The organism is Streptomyces sp. NBC_00259 (assembly GCF_036181745.1).
Classification (GTDB): Bacteria; Actinomycetota; Actinomycetes; order Streptomycetales; family Streptomycetaceae; genus Streptomyces; species Streptomyces pratisoli.
On sequence record NZ_CP108080.1, the window covers coordinates 6,727,210 to 6,748,775 of the forward strand.

20 protein-coding genes are annotated in these 21,566 nt (G+C 72.8%); 9 read left to right on the plus strand and 11 right to left on the minus strand.

Annotated features, from left to right (window positions below; translation table 11 throughout):
- Nucleotides 1-100 precede the first annotated feature (100 nt).
- The 6 genes from OG766_RS30200 to OG766_RS30225 all read left to right on the plus strand — a co-directional run bounded on the left by OG766_RS30200 (nt 101) and on the right by OG766_RS30225 (nt 5,512).
- Nucleotides 101-532 (plus strand): hypothetical protein, encoded by a 432-nt coding sequence (locus OG766_RS30200; RefSeq protein ID WP_266386583.1) that lies wholly within the window; start codon nt 101-103, stop codon nt 530-532.
- 77 nt (nt 533-609) lie between these two features.
- The gene (locus tag OG766_RS30205) at nt 610-2,778 is read left to right on the plus strand and encodes a phage holin family protein (RefSeq protein WP_266386581.1); all 2,169 of its coding nucleotides are present in this window, start codon (nt 610-612) and stop codon (nt 2,776-2,778) included.
- A gap of 66 nt (nt 2,779-2,844) precedes the next feature.
- On the plus strand, nt 2,845-4,275 hold the full coding sequence (locus tag OG766_RS30210; RefSeq protein WP_266386578.1) for an amino acid permease: 1,431 nt from the start codon (nt 2,845-2,847) through the stop codon (nt 4,273-4,275).
- Between the two features lie 92 nt (nt 4,276-4,367).
- Nucleotides 4,368-4,715, plus strand: a complete 348-nt coding sequence (locus OG766_RS30215; RefSeq protein WP_266386575.1) for a hypothetical protein — start codon at nt 4,368-4,370, stop codon at nt 4,713-4,715.
- An 89-nt stretch (nt 4,716-4,804) separates the two neighbouring features.
- Nucleotides 4,805-4,993, plus strand: coding sequence for a hypothetical protein (locus tag OG766_RS30220; protein WP_328726646.1), 189 nt, complete (start codon nt 4,805-4,807; stop codon nt 4,991-4,993).
- 60 nt (nt 4,994-5,053) lie between these two features.
- Nucleotides 5,054-5,512 carry a DUF3093 family protein gene (locus OG766_RS30225; protein WP_266386571.1) on the plus strand — a complete coding sequence of 153 codons (459 nt, stop codon included), beginning with the start codon at nt 5,054-5,056 and terminating at the stop codon, nt 5,510-5,512.
- 226 nt (nt 5,513-5,738) lie between these two features.
- Here the strand turns inward: OG766_RS30225 and OG766_RS30230 are convergent, their stop codons facing one another.
- Entirely contained in the window at nt 5,739-6,605 is an 867-nt protein-coding gene (locus OG766_RS30230; RefSeq protein ID WP_328726648.1) for a helix-turn-helix domain-containing protein, read from the minus strand.
- 49 nt (nt 6,606-6,654) lie between these two features.
- Here OG766_RS30230 and OG766_RS30235 point away from each other — a divergent pair, with 49 nt between their 5' ends.
- The 3 genes from OG766_RS30235 (at nt 6,655) to OG766_RS30245 (ending at nt 8,814) form a co-directional block, all read left to right on the plus strand.
- The gene (locus OG766_RS30235) at nt 6,655-6,960 is read left to right on the plus strand and encodes a 4a-hydroxytetrahydrobiopterin dehydratase (RefSeq protein ID WP_266386566.1); all 306 of its coding nucleotides are present in this window, start codon (nt 6,655-6,657) and stop codon (nt 6,958-6,960) included.
- A 5-nt stretch (nt 6,961-6,965) separates the two neighbouring features.
- Nucleotides 6,966-7,772 (plus strand): class I SAM-dependent methyltransferase, encoded by an 807-nt coding sequence (locus OG766_RS30240; RefSeq protein WP_266388730.1) that lies wholly within the window; start codon nt 6,966-6,968, stop codon nt 7,770-7,772.
- Nucleotides 7,773-7,917: 145 nt separating this feature from the next.
- The gene (locus OG766_RS30245; RefSeq protein WP_328726649.1) at nt 7,918-8,814 is read left to right on the plus strand and encodes a class I SAM-dependent methyltransferase; all 897 of its coding nucleotides are present in this window, start codon (nt 7,918-7,920) and stop codon (nt 8,812-8,814) included.
- Between the two features lie 39 nt (nt 8,815-8,853).
- Here the strand turns inward: OG766_RS30245 and OG766_RS30250 are convergent, their stop codons facing one another.
- The 10 genes from OG766_RS30250 to OG766_RS30295 form a co-directional block, all read right to left on the minus strand.
- Nucleotides 8,854-9,975 (minus strand): YeiH family protein, encoded by a 1,122-nt coding sequence (locus OG766_RS30250; RefSeq protein WP_266386560.1) that lies wholly within the window; start codon nt 9,973-9,975, stop codon nt 8,854-8,856.
- A 44-nt stretch (nt 9,976-10,019) separates the two neighbouring features.
- Nucleotides 10,020-10,586 carry a cysteine dioxygenase family protein gene (locus tag OG766_RS30255; protein ID WP_266386557.1) on the minus strand — a complete coding sequence of 189 codons (567 nt, stop codon included), beginning with the start codon at nt 10,584-10,586 and terminating at the stop codon, nt 10,020-10,022.
- Between the two features lie 99 nt (nt 10,587-10,685).
- A complete protein-coding gene (locus tag OG766_RS30260; RefSeq protein ID WP_266386554.1) occupies nt 10,686-11,591 on the minus strand; it encodes a LysR family transcriptional regulator in 906 nt (301 codons plus the stop codon).
- 78 nt (nt 11,592-11,669) lie between these two features.
- Nucleotides 11,670-12,140: an RICIN domain-containing protein gene (locus tag OG766_RS30265; protein ID WP_266386551.1), complete on the minus strand. Its 471-nt coding sequence runs from the start codon at nt 12,138-12,140 to the stop codon at nt 11,670-11,672.
- A 67-nt stretch (nt 12,141-12,207) separates the two neighbouring features.
- Nucleotides 12,208-13,044, minus strand: a complete 837-nt coding sequence (locus OG766_RS30270) for an aldo/keto reductase (protein ID WP_266386548.1) — start codon at nt 13,042-13,044, stop codon at nt 12,208-12,210.
- A gap of 318 nt (nt 13,045-13,362) precedes the next feature.
- Nucleotides 13,363-14,130: an ABC transporter ATP-binding protein gene (locus tag OG766_RS30275; protein ID WP_266386545.1), complete on the minus strand. Its 768-nt coding sequence runs from the start codon at nt 14,128-14,130 to the stop codon at nt 13,363-13,365.
- On the minus strand, nt 14,130-16,928 hold the full coding sequence (locus OG766_RS30280; protein WP_266386542.1) for an ABC transporter permease subunit: 2,799 nt from the start codon (nt 16,926-16,928) through the stop codon (nt 14,130-14,132). The genes OG766_RS30275 and OG766_RS30280 overlap by 1 nt, the downstream gene beginning before the upstream one ends.
- A 12-nt stretch (nt 16,929-16,940) precedes the next feature.
- Nucleotides 16,941-18,200, minus strand: coding sequence for an ABC transporter substrate-binding protein (locus OG766_RS30285; RefSeq protein ID WP_328726651.1), 1,260 nt, complete (start codon nt 18,198-18,200; stop codon nt 16,941-16,943).
- Nucleotides 18,201-18,356: 156 nt separating this feature from the next.
- Nucleotides 18,357-20,156 carry an AMP-dependent synthetase/ligase gene (locus tag OG766_RS30290; protein WP_266386536.1) on the minus strand — a complete coding sequence of 600 codons (1,800 nt, stop codon included), beginning with the start codon at nt 20,154-20,156 and terminating at the stop codon, nt 18,357-18,359.
- A 413-nt stretch (nt 20,157-20,569) separates the two neighbouring features.
- Nucleotides 20,570-21,475: a LysR substrate-binding domain-containing protein gene (locus tag OG766_RS30295; RefSeq protein ID WP_266388727.1), complete on the minus strand. Its 906-nt coding sequence runs from the start codon at nt 21,473-21,475 to the stop codon at nt 20,570-20,572.
- Nucleotides 21,476-21,566 lie beyond the last annotated feature (91 nt).

The window sequence follows — 21,566 nt, forward strand, 5'->3', positions numbered from 1 at the left end:
ACGCCCGCCGGACCCCCACGCGCCCCGATGCGCGCCTCCCCCGGGTGGGCGTACCCGGAGTAGGGTCGGCCCACGACAGCCGACGCAGGGGGAACGGTCCATGCCAGACGTAGGGGGCGACGGCGTGCGCGACGACGTGCGGGTCGCGGCGATCGCCAGCCTGACCCCGCTGGAGGAGCTCGACGCCGACCCGTTCCTCGTCGACACGCGCAGCCAGCACGCCATGTGCGCCCGGTGGGCCGCCGGCAACGGATATGTCGTCGCCCGCGAACTGCTGTTCTACCGGCTCCGTCCCGACCACCGCGGTCTGTGGGCCGACGTCGACGCCGGCCTCGTCGACCTCTTCGTCGCCCCCAACGAGCGCGTCCTCGCCCGCGCCCTGACCTCCGTGCCCGAGTTCTCCGCCGAATGCGAACGCCGCGGGGTCCCCCTGGCCACGGCGGGCCTCGACGAGCCCGCGTACGACGCCGCGATGAAGGCGAGCGTGCACCGGCGCATGTCGATGCCGACGGCGGGCTACGACGGCTGCTGACCCGGAGCACGGGCACCCGGCCGCTCTCCGTGCGTGACACGCTGGAACGGAGGCGAGGCGAGAGGCTGTGACGGCGCGTGGGTGAACGGCGATGGAGGACCGCGGGCAGCGCGCTGTGGCGGATCATCGTGGTGTGGGCGGTGTCGACCCTCACGCTGCTCGTGCTCGCCGGGGCGCTGCCCGACTTCCGGCTGCAGTCGGAGGACGGCGAGAGCATCACCAGGACCGCGATCACCGCGGCCTGGGGCGCCGGTGCGTTCGGGCTGCTCAGCGCACTGGTCTGGCCCCTGGTCGTACGCGCCTTCCTGCTGGTGCCGGCGCTGGTGCTGGGGCTGCTGGTGTTCTTCCTCAACGGCTCGCTGCTGCTGCTCGCCCTCCGGCTGATCCCCGACGGAGGCGGCGCGGCCGCCCCGGAGACCGCCGTCGTCGTCGCCGCCGTCATGTCCGCCGTCGCCTCCGCCACCTCCACCGCCCTCGCCGTCCGTGACGACAACGCCTACCGGCGGCGCCTTTCCCGCCTCGCCACCCGCCGCCGCAGACGGGGCGGGCGGGGCGGACCCGGCGCGGCGGACGGCGCCGCAGCCCCGCCCGGCACCGTGTTCCTGCAGCTCGACGGAGTCGGACACGCCGTGCTCGTACGGGCCGTCGAGGACGGGCTCATGCCCACCGTCGCGCGCTGGCTCGGTTCCTCGCACCGGCTCACCCGCTGGCGTACCGACTGGTCCAGCCAGACCGGCGCCAGCCAGCTCGGCATCCTGCACGGCTCGAACCACGACGTCCCCGGTTTCCGCTGGTACGAGAAGGACACCCGCCGGATCATGGTCAGCAACCGTCCCGCGAGCGCCGTCGAGCTCCAGCGCCGTGCCGTGCGGCGGACCCGGGACGCCGGACTGCTCAGCCTCGACGGCGCCAGCCGCGGCAACCTGTTCACCGGCGGCGCCGACCAGCTCGCGCTGGTGCTCTCCGTCGCGGCCCGCCGCGGCCGCGCCAACCGCTCCCGCGCCGGCTACTTCGCCTACTTCTCCGACCCCGCCAACGCCGTACGCACCGCCGTGTCGTTCGTCGCGGAGGTCGCCCGCGAGATCGGCCAGTCGGTCCGCTCCCGGCTGCGCGGCGACGAGCCGCGCACCGGGCGCGGCGGCCTCTACCCCCTCATCCGGGCCTTCGCCACCGTCGTCGAACGGGACGTGGTGGTCGCCGCGGTGATGGGGGACATGCTCGCCGGACGCACCACCGTCTACGCCGACCTCGTCGCCTACGACGAGGTGGCCCACCACTCGGGACCGCACAGCCGGGACGCGGCGAAGGTCCTGGAACGGATCGACCGCTCCCTCGCCCTGATCGCCAAGGTCGCCGAGCACGCGCCCCGCACCTACCGGATCGTGCTCCTGTCCGACCACGGCCAGAGCCCCGGCGAGACCTTCGACGGCGCCTACGGCCTCACCCTGAAGGATCTCGTCCGGGCCGGCTGCGGGCTGCCCGTGTCCCGCCGCGCCGGCCGTACGAAGAGCGGCGCCGAGGCCCGTGACGCCGCCCGGCACGCGCTGCTCGGCGCGCTGCACCGGCCCATGGGGGAGGACGGCGCCCCCGAGCAGCCGGCGGACGGCCCGTCCGAGCCGGTCGTCCTCGCCTCCGGGAACCTGGGCCTGATCTCCTTCCCCGGGTTGCCGGGCCGCCCCAGCCGGGAACAGATCGACCGCCGCCACCCCGCGCTGCTGCACACCCTCGCCTCACATCCCGGCATCGGCTTCCTGCTGGTGCGCAGCGAACGGCACGGCTCGGTGGTGCTCGGCCGGGACGCGTCGGGCACGGTGGAGCTGCCGGTGGACCCGCTCGACGACTCCGGGCCGCTGGCCGTGTTCGGGCCTGGAGCGGCCGACGCGATCCGCCGCACCGATTCGTTCCCTCACGTCGCCGACATCATGGTCAACTCGATGCACGACCCCGTCACCGGCCGGGTGCACGCCTTCGAGGCACAGATCGGCTCGCACGGCGGGCTCGGCGGCGAGCAGTCCTACCCCTTCCTCCTGTCGCCGTACGAACTGTCCGAGCCCGTCGCCGACGGCACGGAGCTGGTCGGTGCCGAACAGGTGCACACGGTGCTGCAGCGATGGCTGGACGAATCCCGGGGCGAACCGTTCGCGCCGCAGGTGCCCCTCGGTCCCGTGGAGGATCCCCGGTCACCGGGCCGCCAGGAAGAAGCATTTCCGGTCATCGGTCGGGTCGTACAGGACAAATCCGAGTGATTTGGTGCGGTGTTCACCGTCCCTGACCATGGTCGGGTTGTACGGAGAAAGGCGCACCACCCCCCCATGACCACCACAGTTCCCCGGAACGAACCGACCACCGCCATCGCCACCGCCGGGGAGCCGGGCGAAGACCGGAGCAAACACGCCAGGCGCTTCGGGCTGCCCGTCGCCACCGCACTGGTCATGGGCAACATCATCGGCGGCGGGATCTTCCTGCTGCCCGCCTCCGTGGCCCCCTTCGGGACGATCAGCCTGGTCGCCTTCGCCGTCCTGACCGTCGGGGCGATCGCGCTCGCCCTGGTCTTCGGACGGCTCGCCGAGCGCCATCCGCGCACCGGCGGCCCCTACGTCTACGCCCGTGAGGCCTTCGGTGACTTCGCCGGATTCCTCGCCGCCTGGTCGTACTGGATCACGGCCTGGGTGTCGAACGCCGCGCTGGCCGTGGCCGCCGTCGGCTATCTCGACGTCCTCCTGCCGCTCCACGACTCCAAGCCGGCGACCATGGCGGCGGCCCTGGTGCTCCAGTGGCTGCCGGCCGTGGCCAACCTGGCGGGCACGCGGTACGTCGGCGCCGTCCAGCTCGTCGCGACCGTCATGAAGTTCGTGCCGCTGCTGCTCGTCGCCGTCGGCGGTCTGTTCTTCTTCGACGCGGACAACCTCGGGCCGTTCGAGGCGAGCGGCTCCGGCACGGTCGGAGCGATCTCCGCCTCCGCCGCGATCCTGCTCTTCAGCTACCTCGGCGTGGAGTCGGCGGCGGTCAGCGCGGGCGAGGTCCGTGACCCGCGGCGCAATGTCGGACGCGCCACCATCCTCGGCACCCTCGGTGCCGCGGTGGTCTATCTGCTCGGCACGCTCGCGGTGTTCGGCACCGTCGCCCATGACGAACTGACCGGTTCCACCGCCCCGTTCTCGGACGCCGTCAACGCCATGTTCGGCGGCTCCTGGGGCGGTTCGGCCGTGGCGTGCATGGCGCTCGTCTCCATGGTCGGCGCGCTGAACGGGTGGACCCTGCTCAGCGCCCAGACCCCGTACGCGGCCGCCCGCGACGGCCTCTTCCCGGCCGCCTTCGCCCGCAAGCGGCGCGGTGTGCCGACGGTGGGAGTGCTCGTGACCGTCGTCCTGGCCTCGCTGCTGACGGTCTACAACTACACGGCCGGTTCCGGCGGCGTGTTCGAGATCCTCGTCCTCGTCACCACGTTCACGGCGACCGTGCCGTATCTGCTGGCGACGGCCGCGCAGATCTACTACCTGGCCTCGGGCCAGGCGCACCGCGTCAGCCGGGCACGGCTGCTGCGCGACGGTGTCCTCGCGGCGGTCGCCGCCGGCTTCTCGGTGTGGCTGGTCGCCGGATCCGGTTACGCGGCCGTCTACCAGGGCGTGCTGTTCCTCTTCGCCGGTGTCCTCGTGTACGCGTGGATGTCGGCGCGCAACCACCGGACCACGAGGACGGCGACGCCGGCGGTCGCCGGGGACACGGCAGCCCGAGAGGCGTAGCCGGACGTAGTCCGAAAGGGCGAATTCCCGGCACGGGTGGCGCGTCGCGGGTGGTTCCCGGGCACAGGTGGCATGTCCAGGAGGTTGTGCCCGTGAACCGTCCCGTGCGCTGTGCCGACCGTGTCGTGCTCGCCGTCCTGATGGCGCTCGTCGCCGTACTCGGGACCCGGGCGGGCGCCACGGCCGTCACCTCGCCCGGTGCGGATCGCCCGCCGGCCTCCGCACCCGCCGATCCGGCAGGTGAGGCACCGCAGGACACGTCCGAAACGGAACAGCCCCCGCCCGTCCGGGCGGAGCGGCGCCCCGCGCGGGCCTGCGAGCCGCCCGGGGACACGACCGAAGGCGCCGGCGCCCTCGGCCCGTATCCCCGTGGAGCGGCCCGGCCCGCGGCCGCGCCGCCCCCGCCCCCCGCCACGAGGCTCCTGGTCCTGCGCTGCTGAGGACCCGTACGGGACCGGCACCACGACATGCCGTGTCCCGACGGACGGTCACCACCCCTCACACCCTCACCATGCGCAAGGAGACAGCCATGCCCATCGACCCCTACGCCGCAGTGAACGCCATCATCCGTGCCGAGGTCGTCCGCACCGGTCCGGACGAGCACGGTGTCCCCGGTGCCGCCGAACGAGAACCCGAACCCCCCGAGCCCTCCGAAGGAAACGCCCCCGGCTCCCGCTCCGGCTCCCGCTCCGGCTCCCGGTCCGGCGACGGCCTCTGATCCACGCCGCCGGACGCCCCCAGCGCGCCGGGCGGCCCCAGGCGTGAAACCATCGGCCTCATGACTGCCTATCAGGAGCGCCTTGTCGTACCGGTGCGCTGGTGGTTGCTGGCCGCTGCGGCCAGCTGCGGAGTCGCCCTCGCGGTCGCTCCGCTCGGCATCGGACCGGCGCTGACCGCCGCGGCGGTCAGCGCCGTGCTCCTGGCGGCCGCACTCGTCGGCTACGGCGCGGCACGCCTGCGCGTCCAGGACGGTGTACTGATCACCGAAGGGCTCGCGATGCGGGTGGAACGCCTCGGCTGGATCGAGATCCTGGACGAGGACGAGGCACTGGAATGGCGCACGTTCCGGGCCGGTCCGCACGCGCGCTTCGCCCTGCGGGCGTACATCCCGACGGCGGTCCGGGTCGAGGTCGCCGACCCGGCCGTCCCGTTCCGCTATCTGTACGTGTCCACCCGGCATCCCGTGCAGGTGGTCCGGGCCATCAACGCCGCGAAAGCGGAAGCACAGCCCGTCTGAACCCGCCGGTGCGACCCTCCGGCGCGATCCGCCGGTGCGATCCGCCGGTGCGATCCGCCGGTGCGAGCTGCCGGTGTGACCGCCGGTCCCAGCCGCCGGTCTGAGCCGCCGAGGTCAAGGGCGGCGGCTCAGACCGGCTTCCGGCGGGCGCAGGGCTGCATCCCGGCGCAGGCCCTCGTCGTCGCGTGCCTCGCCGGGCCGCAGTGGTCGGCCCTGCGTGCCACGGTCACGGGGTGAGGGACCTCAGGTACGTCACCGTCGCCGGGTCGGCCGGCAGCAAGGTCTCGATGGCGAGCTCGGCCACGGTGACGTCCATCGGCGTGTTGAACGTCGAGACCGACGAGACGAAGGACAGCACCCTGCCCTCGTGCTCGATCACCAGCGGCAGCGCGACATGCGGGTACGGCGCCGCGTCCTCCCCGTCCCGCTCGCCCTCCCCGCCCTCCACGCCTGCTCCGTCACCTCGGTCCTCGCCGTGCTCCGGCGCGCCGCCCCCGGACCCCGCAAGCGGATACGCGGCGACCTCCTCGTACAGCTCGCGCAGCTCCGGAGAGCGGACCAGTGCCATCTGGTGCTCCATCCGGGCCAGCAGATGGGCCCGCCACTCCCGCAGATTCCGGATCCGCGGGGCGAGGCCCTCCGGGTGGAGGGTGATCCGCATCGCGTTCAGCGGGGGAGCGAGCAGATGCCCTGGCAGGCCCTCCAGGAGCAGCGCGATCCCCCGATTGGCCGACACCACCGTGTACGTCCCGTCGACCACCAGCGCCGGATAGGGCTCGTAGCCCCGGAGCAGCTGCTCGATACCCGCGCGCAGGGAACCCATCGCGGGATCGTCCAGCGGCGTCTGCGCGTACCGCGGCGCGTAACCGGCCGCCAGCAGCAGCACGTTCCGCTCGCGCACCGGCACGTCGAGCTGCTCCGCGAGCCGCAGGATCATCTCCTCGCTCGGCCGGGACCTGCCCGTTTCGACGAAACTGATGTGCCGGGCCGAGGAGCCCGCGCGCAGGGCCAGCGCCAGCTGACTCAGTCCGCGCCGCTCCCGCCAGCCGCGCAGGAGTGGCCCTACTCCCGTGTCGGGCGCGACAGTTGTCATACGGTCACCGTAACGTCGCCGACAGACACATCCGGAGGGAGCCTCGCTCATGCCCACAGAGCCGCTGTCGCAGAAGGAGATCGAGGACAGGCTGCGGGAACTGCCCGGCTGGTCACAGGAGGGCGACCGCATCGCCCGCACCTACCGGCTCGGCACCCACTTCGCCGCCACCGCACTGGTCGTCCATGTCGCGCAGATCCAGGAGGACCTGAACCATCACTCGGACCTGCTCCTCGGCTACAACACGGTCAACCTCACCGTGAACTCGCACGACGCGGGCGGCACGATCACCGAACGCGATTTCGAACTCGCCCGCCGCGTCGAAGCGGTCGCCCCGAACCACGGCGCGAGCTGACCGTGCTGCACGACGACGAGACCTGCGACACGGCCGGCAGCGTCAGCGCCGGCCGGGACACCTTCCTCGACCACGACGTCGAGGCCGCCGTCTACGACGCCACGCGCGGCGGCGCGCCCCGTGCCGCCGCGGCCGCGGCGGCGGTGCTCTCCCTCGTCCCGGACGCGGCCCGCGCGCTGCTCGACATCGGCTGCGGCACCGGGCTGGTGACCGAGCGGCTGGGCCGGCCGGGGCTTCGGGTGCTCGGCGCCGACTTCTCGCCCGGCATGGCCAGGATGGCCGCCGGCCGGGTCGAGGGCGTCGTCCTCGCCGATGCGCGCCGGCTGCCGCTGCCCGACGCGTCCGTGGACGCGGTCAGCGCGGTGTGGCTGCTGCACCTGGTGCCGGACGCCCGGACCGCGGTGGCCGAGGCGGCGCGTGTGCTGCGCCCCGGCGGGGTGTTCGTCACCACCGTGGACAAGGACGCCGGGCACGACGTCGGCAGCGACATCGACGCCGTCCTCGCCCCGTACCGGACGGCGCGGGCGTACGACCGCGCGGCCCGTATCGAGGCGTTCGCCGCGGCCCACGGCCTCGGCCCCGCGGGAGAGACCCACTTCACCGGCCATGGGCTGGGCCGCTCACCGCGCCGCACCGCGCAGGCGCTGCTCCGCGGCGAGTACGCGTCACGGCTGACGGCCCGCGGCGCGGTCGCCGAGAAGCTCGCGGCGGAACTGTCCGCCCTGCCCGAACCGGACGAACCGCGCGCCGAGCCCCGCTACCGGGTCCTGGCACTGCGTCGCTCCTCCGCGTCCTCGCCACCACCCCACTGATGCGTTCACCGTCACCGTCACCGTCGCCTTCACCCGATTCCCCTGCTCACGCCGGTGCAGGCGGACGACGGCTCCGAGCGCCCGCCGCTTTGCCGGAACGGCAACAGAACTCGCCATCCCGGCCCACTGCGCGCACCCTGGCGCCATGAGCCATCACCACCACGGGGCCGGCGACAGCCACGACCCCGCCCACGTCACGACCGACGTGGACTGGGACGAACTCGCCCCGCTCCTCGAACGCCAAGCCGCACTGCAGGGCCCGATGTACGCGCAGGCCGCGGCCTGGATCGGGGAGCAGCTTCCCGCCGCGGCCGTACGCCGCGTCCTCGACATCGGCAGCGGACCGGGAGTGATCAGCTGTCTGCTCGCGGAGGCGTTCCCGTACGCGGAGGTCGTCGCCGTCGACGGCACGCCCGCCCTCCTCGACCAGGCCCGCGCCCGCGCCGAGCGCACCGGCCTCGGCGACCGTGTCCGTACCCATGTCGCCGAACTCCCCGGCGGCATCGAGGATCTGGGCGAGGCGGACCTGATCTGGGCGGGCAACTCGCTGCACCACCTGGGCGATCAGCGCGCGGCCCTCGCCGGCTTCGCCCGGCTGCTGCGGCCCGGCGGGCTGCTCGCGCTCGTCGAGGGCGGGCTGCCGCCGCGTCATCTGCCGCGTGACATCGGCATCGGCCGGCCCGGCCTGGAGGGCCGGCTCGAAGCCGCCAACACCGCATGGTTCGAGGAGATGCGCGCCGCCCTGCCCGGCGCCAGGACGGAGGTCGAGGACTGGCGCGCCCTGCTCTCCGCGGTCGGCCTGACCCCCACCGTCACCCGCTCCTTCCTCCTCGACGTCCCGGCCCCGGTCACCGCCCCCGTGCGCGAACACCTGGTCTCCGCCTTCTCATGGCAGCGAAAGGCCCTGGGGGACCGGCTGGACGCCGACGACGCCGCCGTACTGGAACGGCTGCTGGACCCGGACGACAAGGACGGTCTGATGCACCGCCCGGACTGCTTTCTGCTGGCGGCCCGCACCGTGCACACGGCCCGGCGGGGCTAGGCCGTCTCGGACACGGCCCGCAGGGGTTGACCTGGAGGCTTAGAGCCTCGCGGTCAGCAGGACGCCCGCGTACGACACCGTGGCGATGAGCACCCAGGCCGTGAGCCCGGCCACGGCGACCCGAGTGCCGGTGCGGGTCAGGGACGGCAGATGGACCGCGCTGCCCAGGCCGAACAGCGCCGCGGCGAGCAGGAGTTCCTGAGCCGTGCCGGCCGCCGCGAGGGCGGGGGCGGGGAGCAGACCCGTGGTGCGCAGGGCCACCAGGGCGAGGAATCCCACGACGAACAGCGGGACCAGGGGAGGCCGGCCGGCCGAGGGGGCGCCGCGGCCGCGGCGGCGCACGCTGACCACGACGGCCGCGACCAGCGGGGCCAGCAGCGCCACCCGCATCAGCTTGACCAGGACGGCCTCGCCCAGGGCGTCCGCCCCCGCCGTCCCGGCGGTGGCCACCACCTGGCCCACGTCATGGACACCCGCCCCCACCCACCGTCCGAACTCGGCGTCGCTCAGCCCCAGGGGGCTGTGCAGCAGCGGCAGTACGGCGATGGCGAGCGTGCCGCACAGCGTCACCAGCGCCACCGAGGTGACGACGTCCTCGTCGTCGCTGTCGTGGACCGTGGCGACCGCGCCGATCGCGGACGCGCCGCAGATGGAGTAGCCGGTGGCGATGAGCAGCGGCTGGTCGCCCGGCAGTCCGAGGCGGCGCCCCAGCCACCAGGTGCCGCAGAACGTGGCGGCCACCACGGCGAGCACCATCGCGACCGTCGCCCAGCCCAGCCCCAGCACGTCCGCCATGCTCAGCTTGAGCCCGAGCAGCACGATCCCGGCCCGCATCAAGCGTTTCGACGCCAGCGTCAGTCCCGTACGGCAGCGGCCGCGGACATGGGCGCGCAGCCAGGGGGTGTGCGCGGCGGCGATACCGAGGACGACGGCGGCGGTGAGCATCGGCACGGCGGGCACGAGGAGGTGCACCAGCCACGCCGCACCCACTGCACCGGCGGCGAGCACCAGGCCGGGACCGGGGCCGGGACGGGAGCCGGGGCCGGGGCCGTTCGGCTTCTCGGGCGTCCGACGCGAGGCGCCGCGTGAAGCCCCACGTGAGGTCCCACCGGAAGGGCTACGTGAAGTGCCGTGTGAAGTCCGCGAAGTGACGCGTGACATTGCACGCGCGGTGATGCCGTGCGCCCAGGAGCCGGCGAGGGCCATCACCGGTCGGCGGGCAGGCTGTAGACGCGCCGGACGCTGGTGCCGAGGCGGGCGATGTCGGCGCCGTACACATGGAGGGACTGCGCCACACCGGTCCCGGCGTTGCGCACGAGGTGGATGTCGCCGGGCGGAGCGAACGCGGCGACCGCGCCGCGCGGGTTCACCACGTCCTCGGTGGCCACCAGCCGGGCCGTCGAGCCCTGCGGGACCAGGCGATAACGGCGTTCGTGCTCCTCGCCCTCATGAACACCCGTGACGCACCAGGAGACATGATCGTGGATGGGGGTGTGCTGCCCGGGCAGCCAGACCAGGGCCACGACGGAGAAGCTGCCGTCCTGCTCGGCGTGCAGGACGTGCTGCCGGTAGTGCCGCGGGTCCCCCTCGCACTGCTCGGCGGTGAGCAGGTCGGGCCTGCCGAGGTGCGGCAGGAGCTGTTCCGCCACGAGGTGTGCCGTGGGCTCCGGCGGCAGCCCGCGGTTCACGGTCTCGCGTATCTCCGTCACCAGCGAGCGCAGACGTGCGGTCGTCCGCGGAGGGGAGTTCGTGGCTGTGCTCGAAGGCGTCATGAAACGCAGCGTCCGCCCGCGTACTCCGGCGCGTCCACGTGGGATTGCTTGGCGGGTCCTCAACCACCGCTTATGGATGCGGCGGCGCGCGGCGGCTCCTCAGCAGCCGATCTTGCGCTCGGCCACCGCCACGAGCCGGTCCAGCACCAGGGCCGTGGCGGGGATACGGAGATGGTCGCGCAGAGCGTACGCGTGGACCCGGCGGCGGGTGTGCGGCTCCACGATCCGGCCCGTGACCTTCTGGTGGCAGAGGAACGACAGCACCAGCTGCGGCACCATCGCGATCCCCACCCCCGCCGCCACCAGACTCTGCATCACCAGGTTGTCGTCCGTGGTGCACGCGATGTCGGGGGTGAACCCCTCCTCGGCGCAGGCGTGCAGGAAGTTGGCACGACAGCGCAGACAGCCCGCGATCCACCGCTCGTGGGCCAGATCGGCCAGGCGCACCGAGCGGCGGCGGGCCAGCGGATGCCCGGTGGGGAGCAGGACCGTCAGCGGGTCCTCCAGCAGCCTGACCTCCGACAGCTCACCGGGAATCTCCGCCGACTGGCCCGGATAACTGAAGGCCAGGGAGATGTCGCACGCGCCCTCGGCCACCAGCCGCAGCGACTCCGGCGGCTCGCTCTCGGTCAACTCGACACGTATCCCCGGGTGTTCGGCGGCGAGCATGGCCATCGCCTCCGGGATGAGGGTCGCCCCGGCGCTGGGGAACGCGCACACCCGCACCCGCCCCGCGCGGAGCCTGGCTATCGCGTCGATCTGCTGCTGCGCCGCGGTCAGGCTGTCGAGGATCACCTCGGTGTGCCGGGTCAGCGCCTCCCCGGCCTCGGTGAGCCGGATGCCCCGGCCGACCCTGGTGAACAGCGGTGTGCCGAGGTCCCGCTCCAGCGCCTTCATCTGCTGGCTGACCGCCGGCTGGGTGTAGCCCAGCGTCCGGGCGGCCGCCGAGTACGAGCCGGTCCTGACCACCTCATGGAAAGTCCTGATGTACCGGGAGTCGAACACAGCAGAAGCATAAGCAGAAATTGGGACGTCGAAAGAAGGTAAGTCCCTGACAGAACAGGCCGATTGATCCGGCGTGGGTCACCCGGTGACCGGTTCCGGCCGCCACCACTGGAACGGCGAGTCGGTGTCCTCCCACTGCCGCACGTTCGCACCGTCGTCTCCGGAGCCGCCCTCGGTCTCCAGCAGCAGCCCGCTGATATGGCTGATGAGCGTCACGGTCCCGGGGGCGTCGAGGTGCTGCTCGATCAGCCACTCCTGAGCGCCGTAGTTGTTCGCCTTCCACTGCTGGACGTTGGCGCCGTTCTCGGTGGAGGCGTTGGCGACGTCGAGCCGCTTGCCGCTGTTCACGTTGATGAGGTGATAGAGGCCGCCGCCTGCGTGCGTGACGTCCCACTGCTGTGCCGGTGTCCCGGTCTCCCGGCCCTGCTGCACATTGGCACCGCTGCCCTTGGCGCCGTTGTACACCTCCAGGAGCAGTCCGCTGCCGGCGTTGCGTACGAGGTAGCGGCCTTCCCGGAAGGGCGCTGCGGGGGTGCGGGACCTGCTCATGGGGCCTCACCCTACGTGAGGCCCCATGGCAGGCGGCCGCTCAGGGCCTCGGCCGCCGCGGCGAGCGTCAGACGCCCAGCGAGAACGTCGCCGGGTCCGGTCCGAGGCGCCGGCCCTCTTCCAGGGCGCCGAACGCCGCCAGATCGTCGGCGTCCAGCTCGAAGTCGAAGACGTCGATGTTCTCCTGGATCCGGGACGGGGTCACGGACTTGGGGATCACGACGTTGCCCAGCTGCAGATGCCAGCGGAGCACGGCCTGCGCCGGGGTCTTCCCGTGCTTCTGCGCGATCGCGACGATCGTCGGGACCTCCAGCAGCCCGCGGCCCTGGCCGAGCGGGGACCACGCCTCGGTGGCGATGCCGTGCTTGGCGTGGAACGCCCGCGACTCGGCCTGCTGGAGCTGCGGGTGGAGCTCGATCTGGTTCGCGGCCGGCACGACCGAGGTCTCGCCGAACAGCCGCTCCAGGTGCGCGGGAAGGAAGTTGGACACGCCGATCGCCTTGGCGCGGCCGTCGGCGAGGATGGTCTCGAACGCCTTGTACGTGTCCACGAACGCGTCCTTGGCCGGAAGCGGCCAGTGGATCAGGTACAGGTCGACGTAATCGAGGCCCAGCCTGGCGAGCGAGGCGTCGAAGGCGCGGAGCGTCGAGTCGTAGCCCTGCTCGGTGTTCCAGAGCTTGGTGGTGAGGAAGAGCTCCTCACGGGGGATACCGGAGGCGGCGACGGCCTGGCCGGTTCCCTTCTCGTTGTCGTAGATGGCTGCGGTGTCGATGCTGCGGTAACCGGCCTCCAGGGCCGTACCGACGGCCTTCGCCGCCTCGTCGTCCGGCACCTGCCACACGCCGTAGCCGAGCTGCGGCATGGAGACACCGTTGTTGAGGGTGATGGAGGGGACCTTGCTCACGAGCGGTCGATCCTTACGTCGTCGGGAAGTGCTCCCATGGTCAACGATCACAACGGCCGGGTGATTCCCGTCAGGGGAGACCGACCGGTACGACTACGACCCTATGGGTATCGGCGCCCCCGGTCCTGTCGACCCCTGCACGTAGGCGGCGCCCCGCCCGGAGACGCTTGTCGGACGGCCCCGCAGCGGTGGGGTGGCTGTCGGGGAGAAGGGTGCGAAGCGGCCGGGAGGCAACCGGCGTGGTCACGGAACGTGTTCGGTCGACGCCTCCCCGTTCTCTTCTGCGGACGAGGCCACGTCGGTGGCACTCGACCCGGCTCAGGTACCGGCGGCCGGGGGCGCCGCGGTGGGTGTCCGGCCGGGGGACGGCGTGCCCAGATAGGCGTCCCGGACCCGCGGGTCGGCGCGGACCTCGGCCGGGGTGCCCTCCGCGAGGACCTCGCCCAGATCCAGGACGACGACGCGCGTGCACAGCTCCATCACGAAGGTGACATTGTGCTCGACGAGCAGCACCGCGCAGTTCTGCTCGGCGGCGAGGCGCCGGACGACCGCGGCGAGCCGGTCGCGTTCCCCGGCCGGCATACCGGAGGCGGGCTCGTCGAGCAGCAGCACACGAGGCGGGTCGGCGAGCGCCCTGGCCAGCTCCACCATGCGGCCCTGGCCGACCGGGAGCCCGCCCGCGTACGTCTGCGCGAGCGCGTCCAGACCGCACTCGCGCAGCACGGTGGCGGCGCGTTCGCGGCGGGCGGGGCCGGAGCCCCGCCGCCATTCCTGGGCGACGAGGAGATGGTCCCTGACCGTCAACTGCCCGAAGAGCTGCTGCCGCTGGAACGTACGGCGCACTCCGTGACGGGCCCGCCAGACGGGGGAGCGGCGCGTGATGTCCGCCCCCTCCAGCAGGATCCGGCCCTCGTCGGCGCGGCGGATCCCGGACAGCACGTCGAACAGGGTCGTCTTTCCCGCCCCGTTGGGCCCGATCAGCCCGCAGATCTCGCCGGGCCGCAGACCGATGCCGACGCCGTGCAGCGCCCGTACCCCGCCGAACCGCACCCCCACCGCGTCCGTCTCCAGTACGTACGCCGTCATCACCGGACCCCTTCCCCGAGGCCCAGGTACGCCTCGGTGAGCCGCTCCGCGTCGACATCGGCGCGCGGGCCGCACCAGCCGACCCGGCCCTGCGCGAGATACGCCACGGTGTCGGCGATCCCCAGCACCTCGGCGGCCTTCTCCTCCACCAGCAGCAGCGCGGTGCCCGCCGCGCGGAGCTCGGTCAGCAGCAGGAAGACCTCCTCGGCGACGCGCGGAGCGAGTCCGAGCGACGGCTCGTCGGCGATCAGGACGGCGGGCGGGCGCTGCAGGAGCGGGGCGAGGGCGAGCAACTGCTGCTCACCCCCGGACAGTGAGCCGGCGTGGACGCCGCGGCGGGCGGCGAGGTGGGGGAAGCGCTCGTACACGGCTTCCCGGGCGGCCCTGTCCGCCGGCCGCAGCGCGAGATTCTCCTCGATGGTGAGCCCCGGGAAGATCCCGCGCCCCTCCGGGGCGAGGAGCACACCCCGCCGCGCCCGCCGCACGGCCCGGTCCGAGGTCGCCTCCCGCCCGCCGACGCGGACCTCTCCACGCTCCACGGCGAGCACACCGGCGGCGACGCGGCACGCGGTGGACTTCCCGGCCCCGTTGGGCCCGAGCACGGCGAGTATCTCCCCGCCGCGGACGGCCAGATCCACACCGCGCAGGACGGAAGCCTCCCCGTAACCGGCGTACACACCGCGCAACTCCAGTGCGGTCTCCGCCCGTTCCCGCGGTCCGTCGGTGCCGTCGGTGCCGACGGTTTCGCCCGTGAGGTACCCGGTGCCGGCGCCGGTGAGGTACTCGCTGCCGGTGCGGGCGCCCACGCCCGTGTCCGTGCCGGAGTCGCCCCGAACTGCTGGGCGTTGCTCCCGCTCGGCTGCTTTGCCCACCCCGGGGGATGAGCGGCGCGCGGCCCTGCGGGCGTGCAGGCGTGTCGGGATCGCCGCGCAGTAGCCGTCGGGGTCGTTCGCCAGCGCCAGTCCCGCCAGCCCGAACAGGATCACCGGAAGGTGCGAGGACTCCGTCACGTACTGCGCCAGCAGATGCGGCATCAGCGCGAACACCAGTCCCGCCACCACCGCGAACTGGGGCCTGCGCACCCCTGCGGCGACCACCACCGCCAGCCACACCAGCCCCGTCATCGCGGTGAAGTCGGTCGCCGTGACACGGGTGTTGTACGACGCGTACATCACGCCGCCGAAGCCCGCGAGCCCCGCCGACAGCGTGAACAGCAGCAGTTTCGTACGGACGACGGACACGCCCGACGCCAGCGCAGCCGCCGGGGCGGACCGTACCGCCAGCATCGCCCGCCCCGTGGGGGAGTCGCGCAGGGCGCTGAGCCCGGCCACCGCGACCGTCACCAGCACCACCAGTGCCACGCCCAGCGCACGGTCGTCGGTCAGGTCCACGGGACCGAGGACGGGACGGGGGATCTCCCAGCCGGTGTCGCCGTTGCGCAGCGGGCCGAACTGGAACAGCACCTGGTCCGCCAGGAAGGCCAGCGCCAGCGTGGCGAGCGCCAGGGACCGCCCGCCCAGCCGGAGCGCGGGCAGGGCGACGACCGCGCCCAGCACCGCCGCCCCGCACGTCCCCACCAAGGCCGCCGCCGCGAACGGCCAGCCGTGGCTCATCAGCAGTCCCGCCACCAGCGCCGCCCCCGTGACGAACGTGGCCTGCGCGAGCGACACCATCGCGCCGAGTCCCGTCACCACCGTGAACGACACGAACACCAGCGAGATCGCCAGCCCCTGCGCCAGGACGCCGCTCCAGAACGGGGTCGTCACCGTGTAGAAGGCGGCCGCCAGCAGCACCGCCGCGCCCAGCCACACCCCCCACCGCCGCCCCCACGATCGCCCGGCGAGATAGTCGGCCGGTGCCGCGTCCGAGGCCGCCGTCCCCGCGGCCCGGCGGCGCCGCGCCATCACCAGCAGCCCCGCGAAGAGGATCAGGAACGGTACGGCCGTGCGGAATCCCGTGATCCGCTCCGCGAACGACGCGTATCCGGCGACGAGGTTCTGCAGCACCCCGAGCGCCAGCCCGCCCGCGAACGCCAGTGGCACCGACGCGAAGCGCCCCAGTACCGCCGCCGTCGCCGAGACGAAGAGGAAGAGGGTGTAGTCGTGCGCGGACAGGCCCAGCAGCGGGGTGGCCAGCACCCCGGCGAGCCCCGCGAGAGCCGACGACAGCATCCAGGCGACCGACGACAGCCGGTCCGCGCTGATGCCGCGCAGCTCCACCAGTTCACGGTGGTCGACGGCGGCCCGCAGCCGCAGCCCGAGCCGGGTGTGCCGCATCAGCACCCACAGCCCGGCCGCCGTCACCGCCGTGATGGTCCAGGTGATCAGCTGGTCGGAGTCGACGCCGACCCCGTCCACCGGCTGCCAGGACACCGCCGGGCTCGGCCCGACGCCCGGCAGCCCGTACTGGTTCTCCGCGGGCAGCACCGGGGCGCCGGCGTCCGCCAGCAGTTCCACCACCCACAGCCCCGCCGCGGGCAGCGCGACCAGCAGCCCGATTGTGGCGACGATCTGCGCCGTCTCCCCGGCCCGCGCGAGCCCCCGGAACATCAGCACGTCGAGGCCCCAGCCGATGCCGGGCGCCACGACGAACACCAGCAGCAGCGCGGTCGGCACGGCGGGCCATCCGAAGCCGGAGTGCAGCTCGTAGAAGGCGAGCGCGCACAGATAGGCCGTCGCGCCGTGGGCGAAGTTGAACAGCCCGGAGGCGGAGTACGACAGCACGAGACCCGTCGCCAGCAGCGCGTACAGCGCCCCCGAGACCAGTCCGCTCAGGACGAACCCCAGCAGATCACCCACGATCCGCGCCCCCTACCGGAACGGGACGGGCGGGTAGCACCTGAACGGCGACGACACCTCGTACCGCCCGTTCCTCAGCTGTACGAGCGCCCCGCAGCCGAAGCTCTCGCGCTGCCCCTTGGGTTCGGCCCGGTCCCCGACGAGCGTTCCGGTGTCGGAGAAGGCGGCCGCGGCCTTCTGGAAGGACTCGACGGTCAGCTCCCGGCCGGCCTTCTCCGCGATGGCGAGGAAGAGGTCCGCGGACATGTAGCCGGTCACCATGTGCATGTTGAGCGGGATGTCCTTGCCGCCCGCCGCATTGGCGATGTCCTCCTTGAACTGCCGCATCGCGGGGCTGTTCGACTCGAACGGCTCGAACTGGAGCAGGACGTGCACCCCGTCCAGGGCCTGCCGGGTCGCCTCCTTGGTGAGCAGCCCCGGGTCGTAGTCGGTCGGATCCGAGATGACCCCCTTGAAGCCGGCCCGCTTCAGCGCCGTGAACAGCCCGATGTTGTACGGCGTCTGCATCACGGAGACGACCGCGTCGGGCGCTTTGCCGCCGTCGGACCGGAGGATCTCCTTGGTGTACGCGGACCAGTCGCTCGGCGCCGACGCCGCAGGCACGACGGCCTTCGCGTAGGAGACCCGGAAGCCCGCCGCCGTGAAACCCTGGGTGAAGGTGCGGATGCCGAACTTGCCCGCGTCGCTGTCGGCGGCGATCAGCGCGACCGACCTGCCCTTCGTCCCGCCGAGCACCGCTCCGAGGCCCTCCGGCCAGGTCTGGTTGAGGGTGCCGCCCGGCATGGGGACGAGGCAGCCGTTGAAGCCGTAGATGTGCTTCGGTCCGCAGAACGACGGCAGCGTTCCCCAGCCGAACGTCGGCACCTTCTGCTGTTCCAGGAAGTCGGCGCCGGAGAACGTCACCGAGCTCATCGGCGCGACGGCGAAGACCTTCTCCTGCTGGACCAGGGTGCGGGCGGCGGCGAGGTTCCTGGCCGGATCCTGGCCGTCGTCCTCGGCGCCCAGGTAGTCGATCCGGCGGCCGTGGACGCCGCCCTCGGCGTTGGCGCGGTCGTAGCGGGCCCTGGCTCCGAGGTCCGTGTCCTTCTTGGAGTAGCCGCTCGCGGTGGTCATGGAGACGATCCCGCCGACCCTGACGGAGTCCGCGCTCACTCCGCGCGTCGTGGCGCCGGCGGCGCCGCCCGGTGCGCCGGAGGTGGAGGCGGAGTTGCAGGCGGTGGCGAGCAGCAGTGCCGCGGCGGCTGCGGCGACGGTGCGGATCGGTCGCAACACGGTGGGTCCTCCCTGGCGAGTGACCCGAATTGTGCGATGGAGCTGATGGACCGTCAATAACTGACGCATCGTCAATTCAGGGGCCGTCGGCACGTCGTGGCGCGCGGCCGGGTACGGTGAGGAGCCGTGCGGTGAGGCGGGGCGAGAGGCGGCGCCTCAGTGATAGAGCGCGTCCACCTCGTTGGCGTACGCCGTCTCGATCGCCTTCCGCTTCAGCTTCAGCGATGGCGTCAGCAGCCCGTGCTCCTCGCTGAACGGATGCGCCAGGATCCGGAACGTACGGATGGACTCGGCCTTGGACACCAGGGTGTTGGCGGCCACCACGGCCCGGCGGACCTCCATCTCCAGATCCGGGTCACGCACGAGCTCGGCCGGTTTCATCGGCGCCCTGTTGCGCATCGCCAGCCAGTGCTCGACGGCCTCGTGGTCCACGGTGACCAGCGCCGCGATGTAGGGACGGTCGTTGCCGACGACGATGCACTGCGCCACCAGCGGATGGGCCCGCACCCGCTCCTCGAGACCGATCGGCGACACGCTCTTGCCGCCGGACGTCACCAGGATCTCCTTCTTCCGCCCGGTGATCGTCAGATAGCCGTCCTCGTCCAGGGCCCCCAGATCGCCGGTGGACAACCAGCCGTCGTTGAGCACGGCGTCCGTCGACTTCGGGTCGTTCAGATAGCCGGAGAAGAGCTGTGGGCCGTGCAGCCACACCTCGCCGTCCTCGGCGATGTGGACCGTCGTCCCCGGGATGGGCTGGCCGACCGTGCCGTACTTGGTGCGCTCCGGCGGGTTCGCGGTCGCCGCCGCGGTCGACTCCGTCAGCCCGTACCCCTCGAAGACGGTGACGCCCGCGCCCTCGAAGAAGAGGCCGAGGCGCCGGTCCATGGCCGAACCGCCGGACATCGCGTGCCGCACCCGGCCGCCCATGGCCTCGCGAACCTTCTGGTAGACGACCTTCTCGAAGAACTGGTGCTGCAGCCGCAGGCTCGCGGACGGACCGGGCCCGAGCCCGAAGGCCCGGTGCTCCATGGCCTCCGCGTACCGCACCGCCACCTCGACGGCCTTGTCGAACGGCCCCGTCTTGCCCGCGGCCTCCGCCTTGCGCCGGGCTGCGTTGAAGACCTTCTCGAAGATGTACGGCACGGCCAGGATGAACGTCGGCCGGAAGGACGCGAGATCGGAGATCAGCGCACTGGCCTGCAGCACGGGCTGATGCCCCATCTTGACCCGGCCCAGGATCGCCGCGACCTCCACCATCCGCCCGAAGACGTGCGCGAGCGGCAGGAACAGCAGCGTCGCGGCCTCGTCGCCCGGCTTGGAGTGGAAGACCGGCTCCCAGCGTCCGATGAGCGTGTCGGTCTCGTACATGAAGTTGGCGTGGGTGATCACACAGCCCTTGGGCCGGCCGGTCGTCCCCGAGGTGTAGATCACCGTGGCGATGGACTCCGGGGTCACCGCCCGCCGGTGCCGGTGCACCACGTCGTCCTCGATGTGCGCGCCCGCCTCGAAGAGTTCGTCGACCGCGCCCTTGTCGAGCTGCCACAGCCGCTTGAGCTGCGGCAGCCGGTCGATGACCGAGCCGATGGTCATCGCGTGGTCCTCGTGCTCGACCATGCAGGCGGACACCTCGGCGTCGTGCAGCATCCACAGGACCTGCTCGGCCGAGGACGTGGGGTAGATGGGAACGGACTGCGCGCCCACCGCCCACAGGGCGAAGTCGAAGAGCGTCCACTCGTAGCGGGTGCGGCACATGATCGCGACCCGGTCGCCGAACCGCACGCCCTGGGCGAGCAGTCCCTTCGCGAGGGCGAGCACCTCGTCGCGGAAGTCGGCGGACGTCATGTCGTGCCACTGGCCGTCGTCGTCCTTGCGGCCGAGCGCGACCCGTTCGGGGTCGGTCTGGGCGTGGTCGAACACGGCATCCGCCAGTCCGCCGACAAGGGGGGCCGACGCCAAGGGGGGAACCGTGAACTCACGCAATGACCTGCTCCTTGTGGCGCTCCGCACAGCGCCGGTGACGGTACCCCACCGGGCGGTCATGCGGGAGCCCCTTCAACAACTCGGCACATTTCGCATCGGCGCTGGTCAGCCGCTCAGATCCAGCCAACGACGGTGATGGCAGGTCATGTTCTGACCGAAGAGTAAGTCGCGACAGATGGAATCTGCACGGAATCTGTACGCGGCCAACACGCCCTGGTCGTGCCCCGCGCCCGGAGCGCGGGGCGGCAGACCGGCACGGGGGACCACGGGCCGTCCGGCGGGCGGTGCGGGCCGGGCGGCGGCGTCAGCGGGAGCCGGGAGCCGGGAGCCGGGAGCCGGGGGACGGGGGACGGTGCGGGCCGGGCGCGGTCAGCGGGAGCCGGCGGACGTCAGTGCGGGCCGCCCGCCGGCCGGTGCAGCCGGTCGCCGCCCGCCAGGATCGCGGCGGCCAGCGCGTCCGCGGCCTCCTGGGTGCCGTGCGGGGCGCCAGCACGATGGCCGTGGAGCAGAACGAAGTCCACGTCGCCCAGCTCCGGCAGGCCGACGCGGGCCGGAACCGGCACCAGACCCGGCGGGATCAGCCCGCGCGTATGGGCCATCACCCCCAGGCCCGCCCGCGCCGCCGCGACCAGTGCGCTCAGGCTCGTGCTCGTGCAGGCGATGCGCCAGGCCCGCCCGTGTGCCTCGAGGACCTCCAGCGCGCGGGCCCGGGTGATCCCGGGCGGAGGGAAGACGATCAGCGGGACCGGGCGGTCCGGGTCCAGCCTCAGCTGCGGGGCGCCGATCCAGATCAGCGCGTCCTGCCAGACCAGTTCGCCGGGCGCGCCCTGAGCGCCGCGCGTGCGGCGCTTGGCGAGGACGAGGTCGAGCCGGCCCGCCTCCAGCTGCTCGTGCAGCGTGCCCGAGAGCTCGACGGTCAGCTCCAGATCGACCTCGGGATGGTCGCGGCGGAACGACTCGAGGATCTCCGGCAGCCGGGTGAGCACGAAGTCCTCGGACGCGCCGAAGCGCAGCCGGCCGCGCAGTCGCGTCCCGGTGAAGAACGCCGCCGCCCGCTCGTGCGCCTCCAGGATCGTCCGCGCGAAGCCGAGCATCGCCTCGCCGTCCTCGGTGAGCTGCACGCTGTGCGTGTCCCGGGTGAAGAGCTGGCGGCCCGCCGCCTCCTCGAGCCGCCGCACATGCTGGCTCACCGTCGACTGGCGCACGCCGAGCCGCCGGGCCGCCTGCGTGAAGCTCAGCGTCTGGGCCACGGCGAGGAAGGTGCGCAGCTGGGCCGGGTCGTACACGGAACCCATGATAGCCACGCCCATCACGAAACGTGATGGCAGTCAGAACGGTGTACGGGATTCCCGATCGCCCGGTGGGCGTGGACGATGGAGGGGGCAC

What these genes read in the sequence shown, in the direction of transcription:
- OG766_RS30275 (WP_266386545.1), bottom strand. Translation starts at nt 14,130, where the DNA reads ATGACGGCGTACGTACTGGAGACGGACGCGGTGGGGGTGCGGTTCGGC.
- OG766_RS30210 (WP_266386578.1), top strand. Translation starts at nt 2,845, where the DNA reads ATGACCACCACAGTTCCCCGGAACGAACCGACCACCGCCATCGCCACC.
- OG766_RS30230 (WP_328726648.1), bottom strand. Translation starts at nt 6,605, where the DNA reads ATGACAACTGTCGCGCCCGACACGGGAGTAGGGCCACTCCTGCGCGGC.
- OG766_RS30235 (WP_266386566.1), top strand. Translation starts at nt 6,655, where the DNA reads ATGCCCACAGAGCCGCTGTCGCAGAAGGAGATCGAGGACAGGCTGCGG.
- OG766_RS30245 (WP_328726649.1), top strand. Translation starts at nt 7,918, where the DNA reads ATGAGCCATCACCACCACGGGGCCGGCGACAGCCACGACCCCGCCCAC.
- OG766_RS30220 (WP_328726646.1), top strand. Translation starts at nt 4,805, where the DNA reads ATGCCCATCGACCCCTACGCCGCAGTGAACGCCATCATCCGTGCCGAG.
- OG766_RS30255 (WP_266386557.1), bottom strand. Translation starts at nt 10,586, where the DNA reads ATGACGCCTTCGAGCACAGCCACGAACTCCCCTCCGCGGACGACCGCA.
- OG766_RS30200 (WP_266386583.1), top strand. Translation starts at nt 101, where the DNA reads ATGCCAGACGTAGGGGGCGACGGCGTGCGCGACGACGTGCGGGTCGCG.
- OG766_RS30250 (WP_266386560.1), bottom strand. Translation starts at nt 9,975, where the DNA reads ATGTCACGCGTCACTTCGCGGACTTCACACGGCACTTCACGTAGCCCT.
- OG766_RS30265 (WP_266386551.1), bottom strand. Translation starts at nt 12,140, where the DNA reads ATGAGCAGGTCCCGCACCCCCGCAGCGCCCTTCCGGGAAGGCCGCTAC.
- OG766_RS30225 (WP_266386571.1), top strand. Translation starts at nt 5,054, where the DNA reads ATGACTGCCTATCAGGAGCGCCTTGTCGTACCGGTGCGCTGGTGGTTG.
- OG766_RS30295 (WP_266388727.1), bottom strand. Translation starts at nt 21,475, where the DNA reads ATGGGTTCCGTGTACGACCCGGCCCAGCTGCGCACCTTCCTCGCCGTG.